The organism is Paenibacillus sp. FSL H8-0259, assembly GCF_037963255.1.
Classification (GTDB): domain Bacteria; phylum Bacillota; class Bacilli; order Paenibacillales; family Paenibacillaceae; genus Paenibacillus_AQ; species Paenibacillus_AQ phytohabitans.
In genome coordinates this window covers 16,713-40,215 of sequence record NZ_CP150147.1, presented here as the reverse complement: position 1 = coordinate 40,215, position 23,503 = coordinate 16,713, and the positions used below count along the sequence as shown (strand labels likewise).

Below are 23,503 nucleotides of genomic sequence, written 5' to 3'. Positions count from 1 at the left end.
TTATTCGATCTCGAACAGTTTACTGATCGACAGCTCTTCATGCACACGAATAATAGCTTCGCCCATAAGCGGAGCTACGGACAGTACTTTGAGCTTGCTTGTCGGATTACTACTGCGAATTGGAATGGTATCCGTCACGATAATTTCTTTGATTGGAGAGTTTTCCAGACGTTCATGCGCAGGCCCGGACAATACAGGATGTGTACAGCAGGCGTAGACTTCCTTCACGCCGCCTTCCATCAGAGCATTGGCCCCCAGCACGATCGTTCCTGCCGTATCGATGATATCATCGATCAGAATCGCTGTTTTACCTTCAATGTTACCGATAATGTTCATAACCTCACTAACATTCGGCTCAGGACGGCGCTTGTCGATGATCGCCAGTGGAGCGTTGAGGAAATCAGCAAGCTTTCTTGCCCGCACAACACCGCCATGGTCCGGAGATACGACAACCGGGTTCTGAATTTGCTTGGAACGGAAGTATTGGGCCAGAATCGGAACACCCAGCAGATGATCCACAGGAATATCGAAGAAGCCTTGAATTTGCATCGCATGAAGGTCCATGGTAATGACGCGATGTGCACCCGCTTTTTCAATCAGGTTCGCTACCAGCTTGGCCGTAATCGGATCGCGTGAACGGGCCTTACGGTCTTGGCGCGCATAACCGTAGTAAGGAATGACGACATTGATGCTCTTCGCAGACGCACGCTTAAGCGCATCTACCATAACCAGAAGCTCCATCAGATTGTCGTTAACCGGTCCACAGGTGGACTGCACAATATATACATGACAGCCCCGGACGCTTTCCGACAGCTTAACCTGAATCTCTCCGTCGCTGAAGCTGGTAGTGTGGGACTCGCCCATCGGAATACCGATATAATCGGCAATCTGACTGGCCAGCTTAGGATTGGAGTTGCAGGTGAAAATCTTTAGTTTGGAATCGCAATAAGTCATAAAATATAAACCCTCCGTGACGGAATTTAACTTCCAAGTAGCACCGGCGCGGATTTGCAGAGTCCGTCCGGCGCTTTGGCCTTGGGCGCTTTACGATGGACTCGACTGGTCTTTCTTCGCTTTGGCACGGGAGCGGATCTTATCCGCATAACCCGGCTTATTCTCCTGCCTTACTCTGGCAACAGCCAGATCATTCTCCGGAACAGAACGAGTGATGGTTGACCCCGCTACAACGAATGCGCCTTTGCCCACAGTTACCGGAGCTACAAGGTTCACATTGCTGCCGATAAAGGCATCATCCCCGATTTCTGTTCTCGACTTATTGTAGCCATCATAGTTAACAGTGATGGCACCACAGCCGATATTCACATTCTTACCGACCTCGGCATCACCGACATAGCTTAAATGGGACACTTTGGAGCCGTCACCGATTGTAGCATTCTTGATCTCCACGAAATCGCCGATCTTGACCTCTTCGCCAAGCACGGCACCCGGACGCAAATACGCAAAAGGCCCAACGGAAGCCCGTGCGCCGACCTCAGCCTGACTCAGTACGGAGTGCTTCACTACAGCACCGTCCATAATCACGCAGTCTTCAATTTCGCTCGCAGGTCCGATCACACAATCTTCGCCGATTACCGTCTTGCCTTTGAGCACAGTGCCCGGATACAGCACAGTGTCTGCTCCAATGACAACATCCGCTCCAATATAGGTAGAGGCAGGATCGATTAAAGTTACGCCGTTCAGCATATGCCCGCGGTTGATACGCTCACGCATATAGCCTTCCGCTTCGGACAATGCCAGGCGGTCATTCACACCAATAGACTCTGCAGCATCATGGGCCTGATATCCAAGAACGATATCTCCCTGTGCCCGGAGTATACCGATAACATCAGTCAAATAATATTCCTGCTGGTTATTGGTATTGGTTACCTTCTCCAGAGCGGCAAATAGCTTAACGTTATCAAAACAATAAGTTCCTGTATTGATTTCGCTGACAGCGGCTTCGCTCTCTGTGCAGTCCTTCTGTTCTACAATCCTCTGCACTCCGCCGTCTTCGCCACGGATAATCCGTCCATATCCGGCAGGCTGCTCCATAACAGCGGTGAGGACGGTTGCGGCAGCTTTCTGCGCTTCATGCAGCGCCATCAGCCCTTCCAGCGTCTCGGTCATTACCAGCGGAGTATCCCCGCAGATTACGATCGTAGTTCCTTCTTCGCCGCCAAGCAGATCTTTGGCTTGTTTGACGGCATGCCCGGTTCCAAGCTGGATATCCTGCAGCACATATTCGGCACTGTCGCCTACATAAGCTTTAACTTTCTCAGCGCCGTGACCTACGACGACGACTGTACGCTCGCATCCGGTCGCCTTTACTGTATCAAGCACGTGCCCTACCATCGGTTTGCCGCAGACGGGGTGCAGCACTTTGTATAATTTAGATTTCATGCGCTTGCCTTGGCCTGCAGCAAGTACAACAGCCATTCTTTTCAAGAATGCCAACCTCCTACTTCTTGAACTCACTACTGAATATATCTCATTCCGGGCAAAAAGAAAAGAGAACCATGAAGGCATGGTTCCCTTTTCTTCGAACCCCAATAAAATCCCCCCACAAAGTGGGGCTTTGGCTTCGAGGCTGACCCAGGTACTTTGCGGGGGCCCCAAAACATAAAAAGTCTTATCTTAAAAAAACGGCATGGCTTTACGCCGCCCGGGAGGGCAGCAATCCTTGAGAGTCAGCGCTTCACAGCTTAAGCTCCCTCTTCAATGACTTCTTCTTCTTCCGTAGCGGCGCGTTCGTACTCGGCCAGAACCGCAGATTGAATCTTTTCGCGCGTTCCCGAAGAAATCGGGTGAGCGATATCGCGGAATTCACCGTCAGGTGTACGCTTGCTGGGCATTGCAACGAACATCCCGTTATTACCATCGATGACGCGTATGTCATGAACAACAAACTCGTTATCGATTGTAATGGATGCGATTGCTTTCATTCTCCCCTCAGAGTTGACGCGGCGGAGTCTGACATCCGTAATTTGCATGTGTGTGTTCACCACCTTTTTCCATCAGAGACTTGGTGTATAATTCCACACAGCAAAGCGAATTCCTTCTTTTTCATTCCATAAAATACCTGATAAAGAAGATTATTTTTGCAGAACCATTGATTTCGACACATTTCGTGCTGTTATCTTAAGATTCCTCACGGTTTCGACATTATGCACGGGTTTTTAATCTTGGAAATCCAGCTCCCTCAGGAGGGGAAATAGTTGCCGGGATACGCGGAAATGCGCCGCACCTTGGAATCTACCTCAGTAAGCTTTACGAGCGATACGTAATCATGCAGCAGGCGTTCTTCCTTCTCCACCGCTCCAGATTCTACAAGTACGCCTACACCGGCGACCTCAGCATTGAACTCACCCAGCAGATCAACCATCCCGCGTACGGTACCGCCCGCCTTCATGAAGTCATCCACGATCAGCACCCGGGATTTCTCACGCAGTGCCCGTCTGGACAGCGACATCGTATGTATGCTCTTGTGCGAACCCGAGACATAGTTAATGCTTACCGCCGAACCCTCGGTCACCTGATGGTCGCGGCGCACCAGTACTACAGGCAGCCCAAGCTGCGCAGCCGTCGCATAAGCCAGCGGAATCCCCTTGGTCTCCACCGTCATCACAACATCAATCTCTACTCCGTAAAAAGCCGTAGCAATAATCTTACCGGCCTGCTCCATCAGGGACGGCAGTCCCAGCAGATCGGACATGTACAAATACCCGCCGGGCAGAATCCGGTCACTCTGCTCCAGCTGCCCGCACAGACGGTTCACGAAAGCAAGGGCCATGTCCATCGGCATCCGCGGAATATACCTGACTCCGCCTGCAGCACCCGCCAGGGTTTGCAGTTCGCCCATGCCCTCACCTTCAAATACCTCTTTTATAATAGCCAGATCTTCACTGACCGATGACTTCGCTGCACCGTACCGCTCTGCGAAGGTCGAGAGCGGCAGCAGATCATGCGGCTTCTCAAGTAAAAATTGGGTCATATCAACCAATCGCTGGCTTCGTTTAAGTTTCTTCACGGAATGCTCCTCGCCAAAACCGAATATTATTATGAATAATATCATTTTTGTACGGATTTACACAAGCGAAAACGGTTATACCGTCCTTTTGGAGTTGACTTGTGCTTCGCTCAAGAAGAAACGGTTAAGCTGACTGGAGCAGCGCTAACCGTTTCTGTGTGCCTTCCGGCTCAGCTCAGCGAACGCACGGCATAGACTTCCTTGCAGAATCCGCGGAGCCCGTTATAGATTCTTGCTACCTTGGACTGCTTCGATACCAGGCCGAATACTGTCGGTCCGCTGCCGGACATCAGCACCCCGTCTGCCCCCAGCTTCATCATCGCTTCCTTGAGCTGCTGTACCTCCGGGTGCAGCTTCAAGGTCACATCCTCCAGCACATTGCCCAGGCCCGCGCAGACCGCCGAGAAATCGCCGGCTTCAATCGCCTGCTGCATCCGGAGTGCGGACGGATGAACCGCGATGTTATTCGCGCGTACGCGTCCGTACACCTCAGCCGTCGATACATTAATCGGCGGCTTGGCCAGGACGACCCAGCATTGCGGCGGACTCGCTATTTGCGTCAGCCGTTCTCCCCTGCCCGTAGCCAGGGCAGTGCCTCCTGTGACGCAGAACGGGACGTCCGAGCCCAGCTCGGCGCCCAGTTCCTGCAGCTCCTGCGCCGGGATCCCGAGGCGCCAGAGCCGGTTCAGGCCGCGCAGCGTAGCCGCGGCGTCACTGCTGCCGCCGGCAAGGCCGGCAGCGACCGGAATTCTTTTGTCCAAGTGAATATGTACACCGCTTCTCACGTTATAGCGGTCTTTAATCAGTCTTGCGGCCTGGAAGGCCAGATTCTTCTCGTCCAGCGGAATATACCCGGCCTGGCTAGAGATAATAATGGAATCACGCTTCAGCTCGGAGAGCTCCAGACGGTCGGCCAGATCGACCATAGTCATAATCATTTCCACTTCATGAAATCCGTCAGCGCGCTTATGCAGCACATCCAGCATCAAATTAATCTTGGCCGGCGCTTTCTCATACATTTTCAAGGCGTTCACCCACCCTCAGCTTTTCCCGTAAAAACAACTTAACATATTATATGAGAAACTGGCAGTGAAGTCCATTAACAAAAGTTGAGTAAGCTTCTCCGGACCCCCGTATTTGGAAAAAGGTACCGCCAGCAGGCGATACCCAGGTTACAACTGCAGACCCCAGCTTTACGGCGTTACGATTTCCGTGCAGCCTGTTCAGCCAGCTGAATCGCTCTCTTGACCATGTTCCCGGCGTCAACTGCCCGGATTCCGCCCCAGCCTTCCTGCTCTACCGTTTCATAAAATCCAAGCTCCTTGGCCAGCTCTGTCTTCAGTTCCTCCGACATCATGCCCCGTCTTCTGCGGCTCATTACGGATTCCTCCCTGTATGCTATTGGATGATGAGCTACTGCTTATGTAGTATGCGGCCAAGGGGCACAGGTCATGCAGCGGAAAAACAAAAAACAGCCCCCCTGCAGGGAGACTGTCCGTGACGCTAAGCTTTAATATACATAATCCGCATCTGCCCATCGTCTTCGGTAACTGTGATTTCCACAGATTCAGTAAGGATATCGGCATAGCTATAGGAGACTCGCTTGAAGGTTTGCTGCTCCTGATCCAGTTTGACAATAAATACAGAAGGGTACGTTTCTTCCAGGACACCGGTACGTTCAACGGTCTTGCGACGACCACCGTTAGCCCGCAACGTGATCTTATGACCGACGTGAGCTTCGAGACTGCGTTTGATTTCCAACAGCGCGTTATTAGCCATTGCCTGACGACCACCTCTTTCCTTGTCCATTATACAACTTTTCACAATCATTGTCAAAGCAAATAAATAATTATAGATGATGCTAAAATAGTTGTCAACGGAATTTTTTTAGAAGCAAGTAGTCCCGGCTTAAGCGCCTTGTTATCGGTAATGCTGAACGCAAATCTGCCCATGAAAAAAGGAAGGATAAGCCGGATCGCTTATCCTTCCTTCTCTATATCCGCCGCTACAGCACCGAAGGCGCCACCTTCAGGGTAGCAAGATTCTGCAGCCGGGGCATCCCGATACGGAAGCTCCCGCGGGTCTCAATTCCACCCATTCCCTGGTTGCCGCTGATGGTATGGTTCAATACATCGCTCAAATTGACCGTATCGCGGATCGATGTGAATGAAGCCTTGGCCGCAATATAGACGGGGTCCAGGGCATGAATGAGTATTCTTCCCGGTGAGCTGGCGAAATTCGCCCCTGTGCCCAGCAGCGCCTCGAAATGCGACTGGCAGGCCCCTGCAACAATCGTCAGGGCGTCGAAATTCCGCTCATACTCCCGGGCAACCTGGATAGCCGCAACAAAATTCTGTGAATTTTTGTAGCTGCTCAAGCTGTAGAGATCATAACCCTGCTGTTGCTTAAGTACTCCGTCATGACCGGTAATCACCACGATATCCGGACGCACACGGGGCAGCAGCCGGTATAAGGTCTCCGCCATTTTGGACTCATGAATATGATGCCCTTCGGCGGGTATGCGCAACTGCTCATACAGACTCAGGCTTTTCTTCAGGTAAAGCGCATCGCCATCCAAATGCAGCACCTTACCCGGCACTTCAAAGTAAGCAGCTTCCTTGGGAGATTGGGTCCAGGTCCCGGATACACTCTCTCCGCTGCGCTGGCTCTGCTCCTGACGGTCTTTGCGCAGCCAGCTCAGGGATTCTATGGCTTTGATCTGCGCCTGCTGCCCCCGCTCTGTAATCCGGGTAGGAGGCACCTGCACCAGATCATCCAGCGGAGAGTCCGCCAGCAACCGGAATTCCGTCCCCTTGATGACGGCTTTATTCTGCACTATATTCTCTACCCGGAAAGTCACATCGCCGCCATAAGATTTACGTATGACCAAGTCTCCTAAATTCATTACAACACCACCTCTACCCCATGTTATGGGCAAAGGTCCCGGTTGGTTCATCACCCGGAGTGTTTTCTGCTGATTATACGATTCCTGCAGCCAGCAGGACAGCGCTTAGCCGCGCATATTCCTCCAGGCTAAGTGTCTCTCCGCGGCGGGACGGCTCTATCCCTGCTTCAGCCAGCAGGGCCTCCAGACGCTCACGCCCCTCTTCAGCGAAGTAGCGGGCCTTCAGGTTATTGGCGATCGTCTTGCGCCGCTGGGTGAAGGATGCCTGGACAACATCGAAGAAATGCTTCTCGTCGGCAACTTCAACCGGAGGACGCTCTCTGACCTTCAGACGGATGACGGCTGATTCTACATTCGGCTGCGGAATGAACACTGTCCGGGGTACCATGCAGACCAGCTCGGGCTCGCTGTAATACTGGACGGCAATACTAAGACTTCCGTACTCTTTGCCCCCAGGAGAAGCAGCCATACGTTCGGCAACTTCCTTCTGGATCATAACGACGATGTTATCAAGCGGCAGCTTCTCTTCCAGCAGCTTCATGAGAATCGGGGTCGTCACATAATACGGGAGGTTGGCTACTACGCTAACCCGGTCCACACCGGCAAAATCTTCGGCAAACAGCTCCTGCATGTTGACCTTCAGTACATCATCATTGCGGATCTTTACATGGGGATAGGGTGACAGGACATCCCTGAGGATCGGGATCAGTCTGCGGTCAATCTCCACCGCTGTGACCGCTCCTGCTGTCATCGCCAGCCTTTCCGTCAGGGCTCCGATACCCGGGCCAATCTCCAGTGCGCCTGCTGCAGAATCCAGACCTGCGGCATCGACAATTTTGTCCAGAATATTCTGGTCGATCAAAAAGTTCTGGCCCAAGCTTTTTTTGAACGAAAACCCGTACCGCTGTATGATTGCTTTGGTTCTAGTTGGGGATGAGATATTCAGAGTGTCGCTCATGAAGTAATGCCTCCCTGATCAATTTGGGCGAGAGCGCGCGCGAACTCTTCGCGTGTAATACCGAACATCGCCAGACGCTTGTACAGCTGCTTGCCGTTGCAATAACCGATACCCAGCAGATTGCCAAGCTGCATTCTTCTCTCTGCTGCCTGTGCGTGTACCATCATACCTGCGGCCATAAGATCATCCAGCCCGATTACAGCCGGTGCCCCTTCAAAAGAAGTGTGGACATGCTCCAGCGCATGGCGGATGGCCTCAGGCGAGGCATTCTCCACACCTATATCCCCTTTGCGGGTAGCATCCTTCTCCGGAATGAATGCGTGCTTGCATCCGGGTACCTTGGAGGAGACAATTTTGCGAATTCGCTCTCCGGCATGATCGGGATCCGTGAGGATGATAACCCCTCTGCGTTCCATGGCTAATGTAATCTTCGCAATGACCTTGCGGTCCACTGCGGAACCGCCTGTTTCAATCGTATCCGCTTCTACGGCCCGCTTAACGGCCACGGTATCGCTTTTACCTTCGACGACAATTAATTCTTTAATCATAAATAATTTACTCCCTTACTCTAAAACGCAAAAAGAAGAGGATTCGCTCCCCTTCTTTTTGGCTAAAGAATGTATAAGTGATGAGCGGCAGCTCTCTAAATTCCGTAAGTGCTACCCCCACTATATCTTATAAACCGCTAATTTGCAAAAGACTTGCCGCTTAGTTAAGCTCCGGCTTCACAGGTCCAATCACATAGATGGTCCGCGACTTCCGGCCGAAATTACGGGCATGGCTCAGTGAATCGTAGTAAACATCCACCTTGTTGCCTTTAATGGCACCGCCGGTATCCTCTGCTCGGCGAAACCCTAATCCCTCAATGTACACCCACCAGCCAATTGGTATTACATTCGGATCCACTGCAATAGTGCGGCCTTCCGTTACGCGTGTGCCGGAGGCGGTGCGTGTTCCAATTCCCGGTTCTTCCGAGGAATAAGCCGTCATGGATACGTTTTTGATCATTTTTTTGTATTCAAAATCTACGCCTGCCTTGCTCGTGACGTTGTTGCTCTTCGCACTGACTTTGGATGATTTGGAGGTTGTTGTTGCTTTGGATGTAGTTGCAGCAGCTACAACAGGCTTCGGAACCGCTTTGGTACCGACAGCAATAACCTTATCTTTGGTTACCGTCTGAACTTCCTTGCCGACCATATTCATGGAGACTAGCTCCCCATCCTGATATATCTTCTCGATATGCTGGATGATCGCGCCCGGCTTGCCTGCCTGTGCAACTCTTACGTCTCCCTTATACAGAGAGGGGTCTGCGGTTTTGATGACCTTAAAAGGCAAGTTTACTGTCCGCTGTACGGTCTGCTTGGTAATACGGACAATCTTGACTTCCATGTCGGGTGTGACTGCGGTATCAAGCGAAGGGAAAATCTTGTCATTGCCCTCCAGGCTGTAACCCAGCTTGGTAATGGCATCTCCGAGCGAATCCTCGGTGGTGTATATGGTCTTGGTTGCACCGTCTGCAGTAAGCATAAGCTTCTGCGCACGGGTGATTACGACACGGTCGCCGTCTTGTATTTCATCACTAAGGCTAATAGATAGCTCATCATACGGCTGCAGCGAAATTTGTTCCTTTGCCAGCACATCACTGACCAGCGCTTCCCGCGTCTCCAGTGTCTGTACCTGTCCGTCTATAACTAAAATAATTTCTTTATTACTCTGACCGTGTACGTACAGCAGAATTAACAGTGCGATAACAATCGATATCACACCTGCAAGTGAAAGTACGCGAGGATTCACTTGCTTCAACCGTAATGCGAAAGACCTGCTGGATGATTGCGAATCATGGGATACCTCTGGTTGGAATACGCCCACTCTCTCCATCCTCCTTACATAGCCCCGTCGTCCAAGTTATATCAAGGTGACTGCATCATTTCTGACGAAACTAGGTTTGAGATTGCAACAGGATACGCCCGCATTGCTCCAGCGTTTCCTGCTCATGGATCGCCTGCTCGGCATAGCTACTCCGGATATCTGTTATATAACAGTATGCCGGGAACATCCGCATTATTCAAAACAAAAAAAAGCCCAAAAAAGAGTTCACAGAGGACTCTTTCGTGGCTTCTCCGGTGTCGAATACGCGGGAATGTTTATGCACGAGGTTTCCTCTCTTACTTGCGCTTACGGGGTTAGCTGTCGGGTTCGGGCATAAGAGAGACGCCCTATCTCAGGTCACCCGCTCACGGCGGTTGCCCTCAAATTCACCCCAAAGACCACGTGAAGAAATCAAATAAATTCTGCGGCAATTCTGTGTTGTACTCTATGTACGGGCATGCGGCAGGGCATTTATTGGTTCCCCCGTTCTCCATACGGAGACTCAGCGAGACGATCCATGAAATAGTGACTGTCACAGTAACAACAGCTCACTGCACTGAAAAGATGATATCCTGTTTTGATGCATGTTGTAAAGGACGATTCAACCACGTTTACGTAAAAAAATGATTAAAATATTGTAATATTCAGCCGTTTTTAGACTATAAAAGTTTAATATATCGGCTATACTTCATTTTTCACCGCTTTTTCTCCCGTTTTCAGACAATCCCAAATCGTTCCAGTGCGTTCGCATACGTAATTTCAGCCAATTCCTGTAAATCAATCCCTTTTATTGCCGCAGCTGCCTCCGCTACCAGTCTTACATGTGCGGTCTCATTCCGCTTGCCGCGGAAGGGGTGTGGAGTCAAATATGGGGAGTCCGTTTCGATCAGCAGCCGGTCCAGCGGAGTCTGGGCGAGCACCTCTTTGGGCACCCTTGCATTCTTAAACGTAATCGGTCCGCCGAAGGACAAATGGAAGCCGAGATCCAGACACATTTTGGCGCTTTCCCAGCTGCCGGAGAACGAATGCATCACGCCTCCAACCTCACCCGCTTTTTCCTCCCGCAGAATCCGGATTACATCCTCGTGGGCATCGCGGTTATGGATACAGATTGGCATCTTCAGTTCACGAGCCAGGCCAATTTGCTTGCGGAATACCTCATGCTGCACATCCTTAGGAGAGGTGTCCCAATAATAGTCAAGTCCGATCTCACCGATGGCCACTACCTTGGGATGACTGCAAAGCGAAGCGATCCATTCGAGGTCGCCCTCCTTCATACTGAATGCATCCTGTGGATGCCAGCCCACCGCTGCATAAATATAATCATATTTCTCTGCGAGCTCCATCGTTGTCGGAATCGTCTCCCGGTTGAAGCCGATATTGATCATTTTACTGACTCCGGACTCCAGCGCCCGGGCGATTACCTCCTCGCGGTCCTCGTCGAATTGCGGAGCATCCAGATGGGTATGTGTGTCGAATAACTGCATTATATTTCATCCTTTCCGCCTTGATTTCTATGATGAATTACAAGTATTTTAGGTTATTTTGCAAAAATATCTGCGATGGAGGGCGGCAGCTGTGGAAGGGCTTTCTGCAGCCTGTCCTGCGGGAAATAGAGATGGTATCTGCCTCGGTGAATCCCGCTGATTGAGCGTACAATATCCGATACCTCTGATATCTCCCGTAGCTTATCATGACGGTCCAGAAGCAGAATCTGTTTGCTGTCAAAAGCATCCCCCGGACGGAATACATCATAAGGAAGATCTGTCGGAAAATCAATTTCCAGATCATAATCAGCACGCAGTCCGGCACCGGCAAAGCTGCGGCGGATTTCGTCAATTGTCTCTGTATCCAGATGCTCCATCTCCACATATTTATACAGTTTACGATGAATAAACCGGCTGCACAAGTCGCTTAAAATTTCATCTTTCTCCAGCGTCCACTGCATGAAGGCTGTCTGCATCAAAGCCTCGTCCAGCAGCAGGTACTGCTCCACCGTTACATCCCCGCGGAACAAATCACTTAGCGGCTCAATCATGAACCGGAAACCATACTCCTCCTGCACCAGCTCCTTGGCTCTGCGGAGAATCTGGCGCAGAATAATTTCCGAGCTGCGTGTTACCGGATGGAAATAGACCTGCCAGTACATCTGATAACGTGACATCAGGTAATCCTCAATCGCATGCATCCCGGATTCTTTAACAACTACCCGGCCGTCATAGGGGCGCAGCATCCGCAGAATCCGGTCAATGTCAATGGTTCCGTAATTTACCCCTGTATAATAGGCATCACGCAAAAGATAATCCATCCGGTCCGCATCCAGCGGCCCCGACACCAAATTGACAACAATTTCATGCTCATACGTTTTGGAGATCACAGAGGCTACTTTATTGGGGAAATCCTCAGCTACATCACGCAGAATAGCGGTGATTTCTGTATCCTCCAGAATGATCCGGCAGGTCCAGTCCTCATGATCCATTTCAAAAGCTTCTTCTATAGAATGGGAAAACGGGCCATGTCCCAAATCATGCAGCAGCGCCGCACACAGGGTAAGCAGACTCTCCTCAGGCATCCAATCCTTATATCCGCTCCGTTCAAACTGCGATATAATCCGCCGGGTAATTTCATAAACACCAAGCGAATGGGAAAACCGGCTGTGTTCTGCGCCATGGAAAGTCAGATAAGAGGTACCGAGCTGGCGGATGCGCCGCAGACGCTGGAACTCCTTGGTGTTAATCAGACGCCAGATAATGGTGTCCTGGACGTGAATGTAGTTATGAACCGGATCTTTAAATACCTTCTCTTCTGTCAGCGGTTGCTTCATGAGATCAACTCCTTTGAATAATATCCATAGAAATAGGGGGGAATTACAGTTATAATAATAAATATTGTCGTACTTTGTCGAATTATGACAATTTAGCAATTTACAAATCGACAAATATTTTCGAGGTTCTTTTTGGGATATATGCCTAACCAATGGCGGTATGAATGTTTCCTTCAAAGTTTCCTTAAAATTCGCCTCAAAAAAGGTTGACTGTTTTGGGAATGGTTGGTATTATAAATATCATAAAACAGTGAACAATGTCGAATATTGACGCTTTTGATAATTGAGAGGAGCAACGATTGTAATGATGAAATCAACAGGAATTGTACGTAAGGTAGATGAGCTTGGACGGGTCGTTATTCCAATTGAATTGCGCCGCACACTGGGTATTGGAGAAAAAGATGCGCTCGAAATTTACGTGGACGGTGAGCGGATCATGCTTAAGAAATATGAGCCTGCCTGCATTTTCTGCGGTAATGCTGAGAATGTAACCTATTTCAAAGGTAAAATTGTTTGTCATGAATGTATTTCTGCTATCCCTACCCCTGTGACAAACTAAACCAAATAGGTTATAATAGGAACTAATCAAATTGTTAATTCTAACCTTTTTATATCTCCTTGGCCTCCCGTTAGCGCGGGAGGTATTTTTTTGCACTTTTTTTGGGGACTTTCCCCGGATACCCCTTTACCCTATTTAAACATTAACTATTAAATTCATACCCCTTAGATCATAACCCTTAGATCATAATCCTTAACTTCTTCTTACCCTCCCAAACCCTCCCTATAGGGAGGCCCCCAAGGGCCCCGGCCCTCTGGACACCCGGAAGCTTGGTTAACTGTGCAGATGGGGCGGAAGGAAGTCATGTTCGGCGGTGGACCGGCCCTTTTCGGACTCCCTGAAGGTGCGTCCTCAGGGCCTTGCCATGCGCAGTGTTTCGCCGCACGCTTCGCTCTTGCGGCGGTTGTGCGGCTTCGCTCTTAGGTGACGCTAGCAGTGGAACCGCTCTCCCTGCGGGAATCGCTTTAAGTCAGAGCCGATTAGCAACTTTGGTGCGTACTGGTTATTTGCCTTCATGTTACTTTCGTGCTGCGGCACGCTCTCCCTGCGGGAATCGCTATCTGTCAGAGTGGCGTTAACATTGGTGCAGCCAGTTGATACTGGAAAATGTTTAGGTGCAATATTGGATAATTGGTCTTGGAAAAACTGGATAACTGCATTCTGTGCAGTTATTTAATACCAAAGTGAGTATCTGATTAATTTAGTTGTATTTCATACAATTATATCCATACATATCCTCTAAATTATCCTTTTTCCATAAATATAAATGTATAAACTACACTTATATCTAATATAAGGAATAATTATCTCCAAATAAGTGTACAGAATACAATTATTTCATCAAACATTCTAATCTTCTGAGCGATTTCGGAGTTTATCTAACAGATGCTTAACTCGCAATAATCGTGATCAGTTACGCTATCCCCTTATTCCCGCTCCAGCAGCGCATTATAAATATCGCGCTTGGCCAAGCCACGGTCAGAGGCCGCTTTTTTCATCGCGTCTTTGCGCGTCAAGCCTGAGGTTTCATAATGGGCAACATGAGCTTCGATGCTCAGCTCCCGCCACCAGGAAGACTCGGCGAGCTCCGCCTCTTCTTTGCTCTCTCCCTCAAGCACAATTACGTACTCACCAAGCGGAGGATGCTCCTCCAGCCAGGCACAGCATTCTTCAATCGTACCGCGAAGAAACTCCTCATACCGTTTGGTCAGCTCACGGGCTAATGTAACCCGGCGGTTGCCGAAGGCTTCCTGCAAATGGACCAGCGTCTTAGCGACACGATGTGGTGACTCATAGAAGAGCAGTGTGCCTTGAGCAGCACGGAGAGGTGCCAGAACGGCCCGGATATCCTTGCGCTCTCTAGGCAGAAAACCGATAAATGTGAAGCTGGCGGTAGGTAATCCGGAAGCAATCAAAGCTGACAGCGCCGCGTTAGCTCCGGGAATCGGAATGACCGGAATTTGATGACTTACAGCCAGTGCTACCAGGTCCGCTCCAGGGTCTGAAATCGCCGGCAGGCCGGCATCGCTGACAAGGGCTAAATTTTTACCTTCTATTATATAGCGTATCAATTCAGGTCCGCTTGCCGCCTTATTATGCTCATGGTAACTGAACAGCATGGAGGGTGTAATTTCAAAATGGCTCAGTAATTTACGCGTCTGTCTTGTATCCTCTGCGGCAATAATATCGCATTCCTTCAGCGTGCGCACCGCGCGGTACGTCATATCTTCCAGATTGCCGATCGGAGTAGCCACCAGATACAGACAGCCGCATCCTTCGGGCTTTGCTCCGTCATTGTTATTTTGAAAGCTGCTTTGGCAGGTTATCGTCATTGGCTGTTATCCTCTTTGTTCCCATAATAAATATCCATTATCTCAGGGCAGTATTGATTGTCCTCATTATATACGATTAAAGGCGGTTGTAAACGCACCTCCGGCTTCCCGTCGCGCGCCGCTTCAATCAGTACCATATTCGCCTCCAGATGCGCACGGGGATGTACAAAGCGGATCAGCTTCGGCTCCAGCCGGTGCTTACGCATTAGACTGATGATATCCACCAGACGCTGCGGCTTATGTACCATACTGACTTTGCCTCCAGTGCGGACCAGCCGGACACAGGCCTGAATGACCTCCTCCAGCGTACAGCCAATTTCATGACGGGCCATGGCCTGATGTGAATTCAGCTTCAGGTCGCTCCCGTTAAGCGGCATATAAGGGGGATTAACCGTTATTGCATCATATACACCATACCTTACGGTATTATGCAGCTCCCGCAAATCACCTTCATGGATCAGCACCCGCTCCTCCAGCCTGTTCAAGGCTACACTGCGCCGGGCCATGTCGGCAAGACGGGGCTGAATTTCTATCCCTTCAATAGAAGCTTTGGTACGCGTGGTCAGCAGCATAGGGATAACCCCGTTGCCGGTGCATAGATCAAGTACTCTTCCGCGCGGCGGTATACTGGCGAACCGGGCCAGCAGCACAGCATCCATCGAGAAGCTGAATACTTCGTCACTCTGGATAATCCGCAGATCATGGGTTAGCAAGTCATCGATCCGCTCTGCACTATGCAAGGGCACCGGGGTATCGTTAAACGAATTGGTCATTGTACATTCCTCCAAATTCAAAAAAAACCGTAGGCGAAAATCTCCTACGGCTGGATATCCTCATTTATTAAGAAAAGAAAGGCAGAACAGACAATCGCCTTCCGTCCGCAAATGCCCGAAATAGACATTGCAGATGTGGAAACCTTCATGGTACAGTCTGGCCAGGTTATCGTAACCTTCTCCGACAACCTCTTCTTTGCCTTCGGCAGCCAGTATAGCCTCCGCCTCAGCAGAAAGCGCGGCCTTATCCAGAGGGGCTTCCCTTTTCAATATGATACGTAGCTGCTCATTCTCCAGACTAAGCTTCTGATTTGCTTCCATCAGCTCTTTAACCGTCTGTTTCCAATCTCCTAGAGTGGCGCGCATTTCATCCATCTGCGCTTCCATCTCCTGCATGTGTGCAAATATATTTTTCTTCTCCAAGTTTCCACCCCGAAAGTAACCTTATAATGGTTTACTTGACGACAACATCATCCATTGGAAGTTCTTTAACTTTGCCCACTTCAAACAACTGCACATGAACCGTGCGGCTTCCGGCATTGATACCTACTACTTTGCCGTCACCCAGTGAGGTTACGACGATTTTGCCTACCGCCGGCATTTCTTCCTTCGTGCTCTCATAATTATCATGCTCAAACTTCAGACAACACATCAGCCGTCCGCATAATCCCGAGATTTTGGTCGGGTTCAGCGAGAGATTCTGGTCCTTGGCCATCTTGATGGACACCGGCTCGAAATCACCCAGCCAGGAGGAGCAGCAGAGCACCCGTCCGCAAGGTCCAAGTCCGCCAAGCATCTTGGCTTCATCACGCACACCAATTTGCCGGAGCTCGATGCGGGTTCGGAAAATACTTGCCAGGTCCTTAACCAGTTCGCGGAAATCCACGCGGCCCTCGGCAGTGAAATAAAAAATGATCTTATTACGGTCAAACGTAAATTCCACATCCACGAGCTTCATTTTGAGGCCATGATCGCGGATTTTATTTAAACAGGTGGTAAAAGCGTCCTTTGCAGCACCTTTGTTCTCTTCGACCACACGGGCGTCGGTTTCACCGGCAATACGCATGACCTTCTTGAGCGGCAGTACAACGTCTGCTTCCTGCACCTCTTTTTTGCCAACGACAACCTTACCGTATTCGACCCCTCTTGCTGTCTCAACAATAACGCATTGATCGCGCTCAATCGGGAAATCAAGTGGATCAAAATAATATATTTTACCCGCTTTTTTGAAGCGGACACCTACTACGCTGTACAAAAATTAACCCCCTTGTTTGCCGGTAAAAGGAATCCTTAAGCAAGCCTGCTTCCCAGATGATTCATGCTTGTCCTTCCTCATCCGTTAAACCCGTACTTCCAGGTGCTGAAGCGTTTATCCGGAGGATTTATCATAAATAACCCGGCCTGTTAACTTTCTAACCGGATTAAGAACTGCTCCAAACACAACTGGGTATTGGTATTGGAGCGGAGCCTGCGCTTGCTCTCCACCGCAAATTCCATGTAAGCCACCCATTGTTCCGTACTCCGCTGACGGGCAGCCTTGGAAATGAAGTCTAACTGATCTATGAAAACGATACTTTCGTGCTTTCGGTACAGGAAGTAGAGCATATCTTTGAACCATAAGTGAAACATGCTGAATAGAATATCCAAATGTTCACCAAGCCCGGTCTTGAACACCTTCTGCCCTGCAGTTGCTACTGCGGAGCTGCCTTTGCCCAAAGACTCCTTTGCTAATTGTAACACTAGATTTCTCATTTCTGCAAACCAATTCTGTGCCAAAAGTTCCCTGCAGCCGTCAAGACCTGCAGTCAGTGATACCGCGCACCGTGCCAGCGGCACCGGAACCCCTTCACTGGACAGCGCCTGAAGCATAATATCCGGATGCAGCGGGCTAAAGGGAATGCGCTGGGTTCTGGACTGGATCGTCGGCAGCAGGGAACTGCTGTTATCAGAGATCAGAATTCCTACCGCAGGAGCAGGAGGCTCCTCCAGAAATTTCAGCAGACTGTTGGCGGCTTGCACCGTCATTTTGTCCGCTCCTTCTATAATATAAACCTTCGGGTTAATTCCTTCCGAGCGGTAGGAAAAAACACGCTGAAGTTCACGGATCTGGTCAATCTTAATACTCGCCCCGTCGGGCCGCAGCAATGATAAATCGGGATGGTTGCCATGCTCCACCTTACGGCACTCCAGACATTCCCCGCAGGCATCATCCTTGCACTTCGTGCAGAATATCGCTTGGGCGAACGTCATAGCCATTCTGACCTGACCGCTTCCTGGCGGGCCGGTGAACAGATAAGCATGACTTACAGCGTCCTTGCGTAAGGCATTTTGAAGCAGCCGCTTGGCATCCTCCTGGCCTAATAGATCATGAAAAGACATATATTCCTCCAAGTTTGTCAGAACGAAAGGTTAATCAGCAGCCCGCGGATCTCTCCGACCCGTCCGAGCAGATCAATCCGGCCCTGCTCACTGTCCAGCAGATCATCTGCCATATTCAGCAGAGCGGCATCAATTTCATCCAGCAGCTTGTAGCGTTTGCCCCGGCCGCGCCGGTCCCAGCCCTTGGTCTCCTTCAGGATCACTCCGCGGCGGGCGGTCTCCTCCAGGAACCGTTTGATCATGTTCCGGTAGATAGCCAGTTCACGGACGGTCATGGATTTGGATAGCCGGTCGCCTTGCTGCTGGATATCTTTAATCTGGCGGTTCAGTTCATCTATTGTTTTTTGCTCACTTTGCTGTTGAAATACATCGGTAAAGTTCTTTTGCTGAACAGGCCGCCGGTCAGCTTCCGTGGTCGACAATTCACTTTTTAAGGGCCTGTAGCCCGGGTTGATCTTCAAAGGTATCTACCGCCCTTATGGTTTATTGCTATATTATGCGTTAGTAATGCTCGAAACGATCAACCGGAAGGACGAATACTGTAGCTCCGCCTACCTGAACTTCCACGGGAAGAGGCAAATATGAATCTGTCGTACCACTCATCGGTGTTACAGGTGTGACCAATTGTTCACGTACTTTACAGCTGTTGCGGATTACACTCAGTACTGCATCAACCTGAATATCATCTACCCCAATCAGAAAAGTGGTGTTGCCCGCCCGCAGAAATCCGCCTGTACTGGCCAGCTTGGTTGCACGGAAATTCGCTTTGACTAGTTCACTGGATAGCCGGTTGCTGTCCTTGTCCTGGATAATTGCAATGATCAAATTCATCTTCGTTTCCCCTCCTGCATGTTGTGTAATCACAGAATTTCTCGCAGCAGCAGCCAGCCCGCTGCAGGTCTGTGTGTAATCATTATACCTCTATTGTTTATTTGACAAAACCTCTTAGAAATCCTTTAATATCCGGTCTTTCAGTGTCTGTACAATGTCCTGCTCCACCATATGGATCGGGCGGTTGGCATCTAGTACAACAATCCGCTGCGGATCGGAATCCACCACGAGCTGATAACCGGCCTTAACCTTCTGGTGAAATTCAAGGCTTTCCAGATCCAGACGATTGACTTCCCGGTTCTGATTGGCTGCTATCCGAGACAATCCCACCTCAGGATCAACATCAAGATAGAAGGTAAGGTCAGGCATCCTGCCGCCGGTCGCGAACCGGTTAATTCCCCACACTTCCTCGATGCCAAGTCCTCTTGCATAGCCTTGATAGACCAGGCTGCTGTCAACAAAACGGTCGCAGAGCACAGTAATCCCCTCCTGCAGTGCAGGCTCGACTACTTCCGCCAGATGCTGGCTTCTTGCTGCCGCGTATAACAGGGCTTCTGTCCGGGCATCCATAGCCGTATGGGCCGGGTCCAGAATAATGGAGCGGATCTTCTCGGCGATTTCAATTCCGCCCGGTTCGCGGGTGATTAAGTAGGGCATGGAATGATTCTGCAGATAAGCCGCTACTCTGCCGAGTACGGTTGTTTTACCGGAGCCGTCGCCTCCCTCCAGAGTAATGAAGAAACCATCTCGCTTCACTTATACTTCTCCGCCCTTCTGAATGTTGTATACCTTAATATGCTGTAAGGCGGGATCGGCACAGGCCTGAAATTTAGCCCCGCCATCGCGGAGGCTGCCCAGCCAGCCGCATATGGACTCTGTTATGATCTCTCCGGGATAAAGCAGCGGTATTCCGGGCGGATAGGGGATAACCATTTCGGCCGCCACCCTGCCCGCACTTGCTTCAAGCGATATACTCTCTGTCTCCTCAGCGGCAACCGGCTTCGTGGAGAACCGGACCGGAGCTGAGATCAGCGATGCGCTGAAATTGTTCCACGTGGAATTTGGGCTGGAAAAGGCTGACATAGCCTCTTCCCCATTATTGTATGATGCAGACGCCAGTATGGTCATGGAGGTGGGATCCGATTGAGATTCTGCGATAGGGCTAGAGGCAGCGACAAGGCCAGTGCCTGCTGCCTCATCAAGAGCAGAGCCGGAACCAGCAGCATACTTGGCCCCGGAGTCACAGGCTGCTTCTGTGCCTTCCGTCTGCGGCACCCCGCAGGCTGTCTGCGCCGCGATATCCCGCAGCGCCTCCAGCAGCACCGCTGCATCCTCTGCCTTCGAGCCGAGGCTGAAGGCCAGTACTACGTGCCGATCGTCGCTCATCTCCGGCACGATCCCTCTTTCTTCGAGCCTGCGCTGCAGCTCGAAGCCCCCCAGGACCCCGGCGGCGTCATAAATGACGGCCTTAAAGGGGTCCTGTGTCCCGTACGCCGCCCCGCGCGGCGGCGGCGTATCTGTCTCTGCGGCGTCAGCATCGCCGCAGGTGCGCTGCAGCGGCCCGGCGGGCTGCAGCAGCTGGAAGCGCGGCAGCGAAGCCAGGCCGCGCCGCAGGACGTCCACGGCGGTGAGTCCCGCCGTGAAGGCACCGGCGCGCTGGCTGTGCATCAGCCGCCGGGCCAGATCGAGCGAAGCCATCACGGGGTATGATGGGCTGGAGCTCTGCACCATGGCGAGGCGCTGGCGAAGCAGCGCGCGGTCGAGCCATGGCCCTTGCACATGCAGCATGGCGCCCATCGTCAGCGCCGTCAGCATCTTATGCGTGGACTGCACCACGCCGTCCGCGCCACAGGCAAGGGCCCCGGCTGGAAGCGCCGGGTGCTGGCCGTAATGCGCCCCGTGCGCCTCATCCACCAGCAGCGGAATCCCGCTGTCGTGACAGGCCTGCGCGAGGGGCGCAAGATCGCTGCCCATGCCGTAGTAATTCGGCATGGTAACCAGTACGGCGGCAGCCTGCGGATATGCCGCCAGTGCAGCCTGCACCGTTTCTGCCGCCGGTGCCACCGCAAGCCCGCTGCCAGGATCCATCTGCGGCTCCAGGAACACGGCATGTGCCCCGGCCAGCATTAGTCCGTGGATTACAGATTTGTGGACATTACGCTGCAGAATAAGCAGCATTCCCGGCTCATAGCAAACGGTCAGGATAAGTGCAAGGTTCCCCGCTGTGCTGCCGCCAACCAGGAAGAAGCTCTCCTCTGCGCCGAAACAATCCGCCGCCAGCTCCTGTGCCTCCTGAATTACCCCTTCAGGATGATGAAGATCATCCGTTCCGGTAATCTCGGTCGCATCATAGCGCATCACGTCAGCCAGATACCCTGCACCGCCGGTATTCAGGTAAGCTTCGCCATTCTTGTGCCCCGGCACATGATAAGATATATTGCCCTTAAGTCTATATTGTTCCAGCATTTCGTATACAGGTGCCCTGCCAGGCTGTAAATTGTTCATTTGTTCTTCCTTCCCTGGGGGTTACCTTCTATTTTAACGCAAATATACCCAAACGCCTATTATTATGCACAAAGTCTTCCCGAAACAACAAAACGGCTTCCCACACCAGACCCTGGCGGAGAAACCGTTAGAGGAACTCTTTTATTTGCAGCCAACGCGACACACATCCACCGCCCGCTCTTTATATACTTACTTGTAAATCGTTGCTGCTGTTCTCGGGTTAAGCATTCTTCTGCAGATTGATTTTCTTCATCCGGCCAATGAAAAAACGGTACTTGGCATCATCAGCCTCTGTGCGCACCATCTCACTCTCACAATCTTCACAGATGAAATGCGAGACAATCACAATGCCCTCTTCCTTTTCTTGCCCGCAGATGATGCAGGCCTGTGCGGTTTGCTGTTCCATATTCATCCCACCTTGACTCTTTTAAGATCAGTATGGTACACCTTCTATCATTTTAAACCTTTTCATAGTTTTTTCCTAATCCTTCATAGCCTGAAATATATATATTCGCCTAATGCCCATTCGGTGTATCGGATCCCGGGTTTACCCGGGTTTAATAAAACACACGGTTAGGCCGATATTAATAACAAGAGAACTTGTGAGGAGGTCTGAATTTTCTTTATGGAACCAAACACCAAAGGCGCTGCTACATTCTATCAATACAAGCTTATCAAAAAAATTAATATTTCCGCATCCCTGCTGCGGGTCTATATTGCGCTTCCTTTTGTGTTCCTTGTGCTGGAGACAGTTTTCCTGTCCTGGCTAAGCATTCTGTTCATGATTATTGCCGGACCCGTAATGCTGTGGATTCAATATGTTATTTCACGTTCAGTTCTGCTGATCTCCGGTCACCCTATCGTAAAACGGTGGAAAATGTCCCTGCACCTGCCCTGGCCCGGTTATATGCCTGATCAATATATCAACTATGGCATCTTCCGCAAAGTACAGATGCATAACCTGTGGATCGGTCTCTGTATTACAGCGCTCTTTATCGTCTGGGCACCGCCTGCATTTACCGCATCTTTAGTAATATGCCATCTTTGGCTGCTGCTGCCCCGCCTGTATACTCTTCTGCGGCTGCGCAGCGAAGGGAAAGACGGCATGCTGAAATTTAATCCGGCGGATGCCTCCTATTACGCCCAATAATCTTAAGCGATCATACATACGGGCGCATATTCAACTTGCATCCCACATAAAAAAATCGCCATCCCTACACGGACGGCGATTTTTTTATTTGCTTTTTAATCCTTTGGTGGTGACTTTCTTTTCCTTCGGGATCATTACAATGAAGTAGCCATCATGCACGGTTAAGTGTACAATAAGTCCTTCCTTCTGAAAAACGCGTGAGCTTCCTGAATCCTCATTACTCTGCTCTTCCCATCCCCATGCCTTGATCTCCTCCAGATAAGGCTCAGGTACACCCTTCTTCTCTTTCAGCCCTGGCAAAGAGTACCTTACATAATCCATGGCCACGTTCGTAGTGGTCCTGTCGGGGGAACTGGCTTCTTTAGGAACGGGAAAGCTTTTCTCATTGAGCGCACCGTCAAAAGTCTCCCAGGCCGGCTCCTTCGTTCCGCAGCCGGCCAGCATAACTCCAACTATACAAAGAATAACTAATATCCATAAAGGTTGGGTTCGCTTCATACCTTAAATCCTCCTTACCTCTACCATGCATCTAAAGACGCAAGAAAATTCAAAGTTAGAATTTATCTGTAGTTCATTCGTATTAAGGCCTCTGCTTAATATTTGCACTTTTCTATTATACTTGGAACTATCGACACGTCGGTAACAAAAATGTCACTCGTTTGTAAGCGTTTCATTTATTGTTTCTGCTTATTTGCCCTCTATTTCTCACTATATAAACAAAAAAGCCATTGTCGATTGCTCAACAATGGCTTCATGTGCTTGGCGGCGTCCTACTCTCCCAGGACCCTTCGGTCCAAGTACCATCGGCGCTGGAGGGCTTAACGGTCGTGTTCGGGATGGGTACGCGTGGAACCCCTCCGCTATCGCCACCAAACATGCGTCTGTGAAACA

General features: G+C 50.6%; 26 protein-coding genes, 1 rRNA gene and 1 riboswitch. Of the genes, 2 read left to right on the top strand and 25 right to left on the bottom strand.

The annotated features are described in order from the left end of the window. The 13 genes from NSU01_RS00190 to NSU01_RS00130 form a co-directional block, all read right to left on the bottom strand. Positions 1-954, bottom strand: a complete 954-nt coding sequence (locus NSU01_RS00190) for a ribose-phosphate diphosphokinase (protein ID WP_019914487.1) — start codon at positions 952-954, stop codon at positions 1-3. 90 nt (positions 955-1,044) lie between these two features. Continuing rightward, complete coding sequence (gene glmU, locus NSU01_RS00185; protein WP_042132684.1) at positions 1,045-2,445, bottom strand: bifunctional UDP-N-acetylglucosamine diphosphorylase/glucosamine-1-phosphate N-acetyltransferase GlmU; 1,401 nt, start codon at positions 2,443-2,445, stop codon at positions 1,045-1,047. Positions 2,446-2,702: 257 nt separating this feature from the next. Then, a complete protein-coding gene (gene spoVG, locus NSU01_RS00180; protein ID WP_036696395.1) occupies positions 2,703-2,990 on the bottom strand; it encodes a septation regulator SpoVG in 288 nt (95 codons plus the stop codon). A 209-nt stretch (positions 2,991-3,199) separates the two neighbouring features. Further along, the gene (gene purR, locus NSU01_RS00175) at positions 3,200-4,027 is read right to left on the bottom strand and encodes a pur operon repressor (protein WP_042132683.1); all 828 of its coding nucleotides are present in this window, start codon (positions 4,025-4,027) and stop codon (positions 3,200-3,202) included. Between the two features lie 170 nt (positions 4,028-4,197). After that, on the bottom strand, positions 4,198-5,052 hold the full coding sequence (ispE, locus tag NSU01_RS00170; RefSeq protein ID WP_042132682.1) for a 4-(cytidine 5'-diphospho)-2-C-methyl-D-erythritol kinase: 855 nt from the start codon (positions 5,050-5,052) through the stop codon (positions 4,198-4,200). A gap of 176 nt (positions 5,053-5,228) precedes the next feature. After that, complete coding sequence (locus NSU01_RS00165) at positions 5,229-5,405, bottom strand: small, acid-soluble spore protein, alpha/beta type (RefSeq protein WP_039305760.1); 177 nt, start codon at positions 5,403-5,405, stop codon at positions 5,229-5,231. A gap of 125 nt (positions 5,406-5,530) precedes the next feature. Then, positions 5,531-5,806, bottom strand: a complete 276-nt coding sequence (locus NSU01_RS00160; protein ID WP_036696386.1) for a Veg family protein — start codon at positions 5,804-5,806, stop codon at positions 5,531-5,533. Positions 5,807-6,032: 226 nt separating this feature from the next. Beyond that, a complete protein-coding gene (gene yabG, locus NSU01_RS00155; RefSeq protein WP_042132681.1) occupies positions 6,033-6,932 on the bottom strand; it encodes a sporulation peptidase YabG in 900 nt (299 codons plus the stop codon). A 73-nt stretch (positions 6,933-7,005) separates the two neighbouring features. Beyond that, positions 7,006-7,890, bottom strand: coding sequence for a 16S rRNA (adenine(1518)-N(6)/adenine(1519)-N(6))-dimethyltransferase RsmA (gene rsmA, locus NSU01_RS00150; protein WP_042132680.1), 885 nt, complete (start codon positions 7,888-7,890; stop codon positions 7,006-7,008). After that, positions 7,887-8,438, bottom strand: a complete 552-nt coding sequence (gene rnmV / locus NSU01_RS00145; RefSeq protein ID WP_039305750.1) for a ribonuclease M5 — start codon at positions 8,436-8,438, stop codon at positions 7,887-7,889. Before rnmV ends, rsmA begins: the two co-directional genes overlap by 4 nt. Before the next feature lie 160 nt (positions 8,439-8,598). Beyond that, positions 8,599-9,759 carry a 3D domain-containing protein gene (locus NSU01_RS00140; protein WP_076248545.1) on the bottom strand — a complete coding sequence of 387 codons (1,161 nt, stop codon included), beginning with the start codon at positions 9,757-9,759 and terminating at the stop codon, positions 8,599-8,601. A gap of 288 nt (positions 9,760-10,047) precedes the next feature. Continuing rightward, positions 10,048-10,277: riboswitch (cyclic di-AMP (ydaO/yuaA leader) on the bottom strand. A 198-nt stretch (positions 10,278-10,475) separates the two neighbouring features. Next, a complete protein-coding gene (locus NSU01_RS00135; protein ID WP_039305744.1) occupies positions 10,476-11,246 on the bottom strand; it encodes a TatD family hydrolase in 771 nt (256 codons plus the stop codon). A 53-nt stretch (positions 11,247-11,299) separates the two neighbouring features. After that, the gene (locus NSU01_RS00130; protein WP_076248543.1) at positions 11,300-12,583 is read right to left on the bottom strand and encodes an HD domain-containing protein; all 1,284 of its coding nucleotides are present in this window, start codon (positions 12,581-12,583) and stop codon (positions 11,300-11,302) included. A gap of 304 nt (positions 12,584-12,887) precedes the next feature. Between NSU01_RS00130 and NSU01_RS00125 the strand changes: the two genes are divergently transcribed. Next, the gene (locus NSU01_RS00125) at positions 12,888-13,142 is read left to right on the top strand and encodes an AbrB/MazE/SpoVT family DNA-binding domain-containing protein (protein WP_019914502.1); all 255 of its coding nucleotides are present in this window, start codon (positions 12,888-12,890) and stop codon (positions 13,140-13,142) included. A 926-nt stretch (positions 13,143-14,068) separates the two neighbouring features. Here the strand turns inward: NSU01_RS00125 and rsmI are convergent. The 10 genes from rsmI to NSU01_RS00075 all read right to left on the bottom strand — a co-directional run bounded on the left by rsmI (position 14,069) and on the right by NSU01_RS00075 (position 21,868). Beyond that, the gene (rsmI, locus tag NSU01_RS00120) at positions 14,069-14,974 is read right to left on the bottom strand and encodes a 16S rRNA (cytidine(1402)-2'-O)-methyltransferase (protein WP_042132677.1); all 906 of its coding nucleotides are present in this window, start codon (positions 14,972-14,974) and stop codon (positions 14,069-14,071) included. Beyond that, positions 14,971-15,747: a tRNA1(Val) (adenine(37)-N6)-methyltransferase gene (locus NSU01_RS00115; protein ID WP_076248541.1), complete on the bottom strand. Its 777-nt coding sequence runs from the start codon at positions 15,745-15,747 to the stop codon at positions 14,971-14,973. The genes rsmI and NSU01_RS00115 overlap by 4 nt, the downstream gene beginning before the upstream one ends. Positions 15,748-15,807: 60 nt before the next feature. Then, positions 15,808-16,170 carry a DNA replication initiation control protein YabA gene (yabA, locus tag NSU01_RS00110; RefSeq protein WP_039305729.1) on the bottom strand — a complete coding sequence of 121 codons (363 nt, stop codon included), beginning with the start codon at positions 16,168-16,170 and terminating at the stop codon, positions 15,808-15,810. A gap of 31 nt (positions 16,171-16,201) precedes the next feature. Then, entirely contained in the window at positions 16,202-17,002 is an 801-nt protein-coding gene (locus tag NSU01_RS00105) for a stage 0 sporulation family protein (protein ID WP_039305726.1), read from the bottom strand. Between the two features lie 149 nt (positions 17,003-17,151). Next, on the bottom strand, positions 17,152-18,126 hold the full coding sequence (holB, locus tag NSU01_RS00100; protein WP_042132675.1) for a DNA polymerase III subunit delta': 975 nt from the start codon (positions 18,124-18,126) through the stop codon (positions 17,152-17,154). 17 nt (positions 18,127-18,143) lie between these two features. Then, a complete protein-coding gene (locus NSU01_RS00095; protein WP_039305718.1) occupies positions 18,144-18,587 on the bottom strand; it encodes a YaaR family protein in 444 nt (147 codons plus the stop codon). Positions 18,588-18,627: 40 nt separating this feature from the next. Beyond that, positions 18,628-18,957, bottom strand: coding sequence for a cyclic-di-AMP receptor (locus NSU01_RS00090; protein ID WP_036723983.1), 330 nt, complete (start codon positions 18,955-18,957; stop codon positions 18,628-18,630). 114 nt (positions 18,958-19,071) lie between these two features. Then, a complete protein-coding gene (tmk, locus tag NSU01_RS00085) occupies positions 19,072-19,713 on the bottom strand; it encodes a dTMP kinase (RefSeq protein WP_076248539.1) in 642 nt (213 codons plus the stop codon). Further along, positions 19,714-21,462, bottom strand: a complete 1,749-nt coding sequence (locus tag NSU01_RS00080; protein ID WP_076248537.1) for an aminotransferase class I/II-fold pyridoxal phosphate-dependent enzyme — start codon at positions 21,460-21,462, stop codon at positions 19,714-19,716. A gap of 220 nt (positions 21,463-21,682) precedes the next feature. After that, the gene (locus tag NSU01_RS00075) at positions 21,683-21,868 is read right to left on the bottom strand and encodes a sigma factor G inhibitor Gin (protein ID WP_076248535.1); all 186 of its coding nucleotides are present in this window, start codon (positions 21,866-21,868) and stop codon (positions 21,683-21,685) included. Between the two features lie 219 nt (positions 21,869-22,087). Between NSU01_RS00075 and NSU01_RS00070 the strand changes: the two genes are divergently transcribed. Continuing rightward, entirely contained in the window at positions 22,088-22,612 is a 525-nt protein-coding gene (locus tag NSU01_RS00070; RefSeq protein ID WP_042132673.1) for a hypothetical protein, read from the top strand. An 84-nt stretch (positions 22,613-22,696) separates the two neighbouring features. Here NSU01_RS00070 and NSU01_RS00065 read toward each other — a convergent pair whose 3' ends face one another. Then, positions 22,697-23,110 (bottom strand): hypothetical protein, encoded by a 414-nt coding sequence (locus tag NSU01_RS00065; RefSeq protein ID WP_039305704.1) that lies wholly within the window; start codon positions 23,108-23,110, stop codon positions 22,697-22,699. Between the two features lie 259 nt (positions 23,111-23,369). Next, positions 23,370-23,486 (bottom strand): 5S ribosomal RNA (gene rrf / locus NSU01_RS00060). Positions 23,487-23,503: the final 17 nt, after the last annotated feature.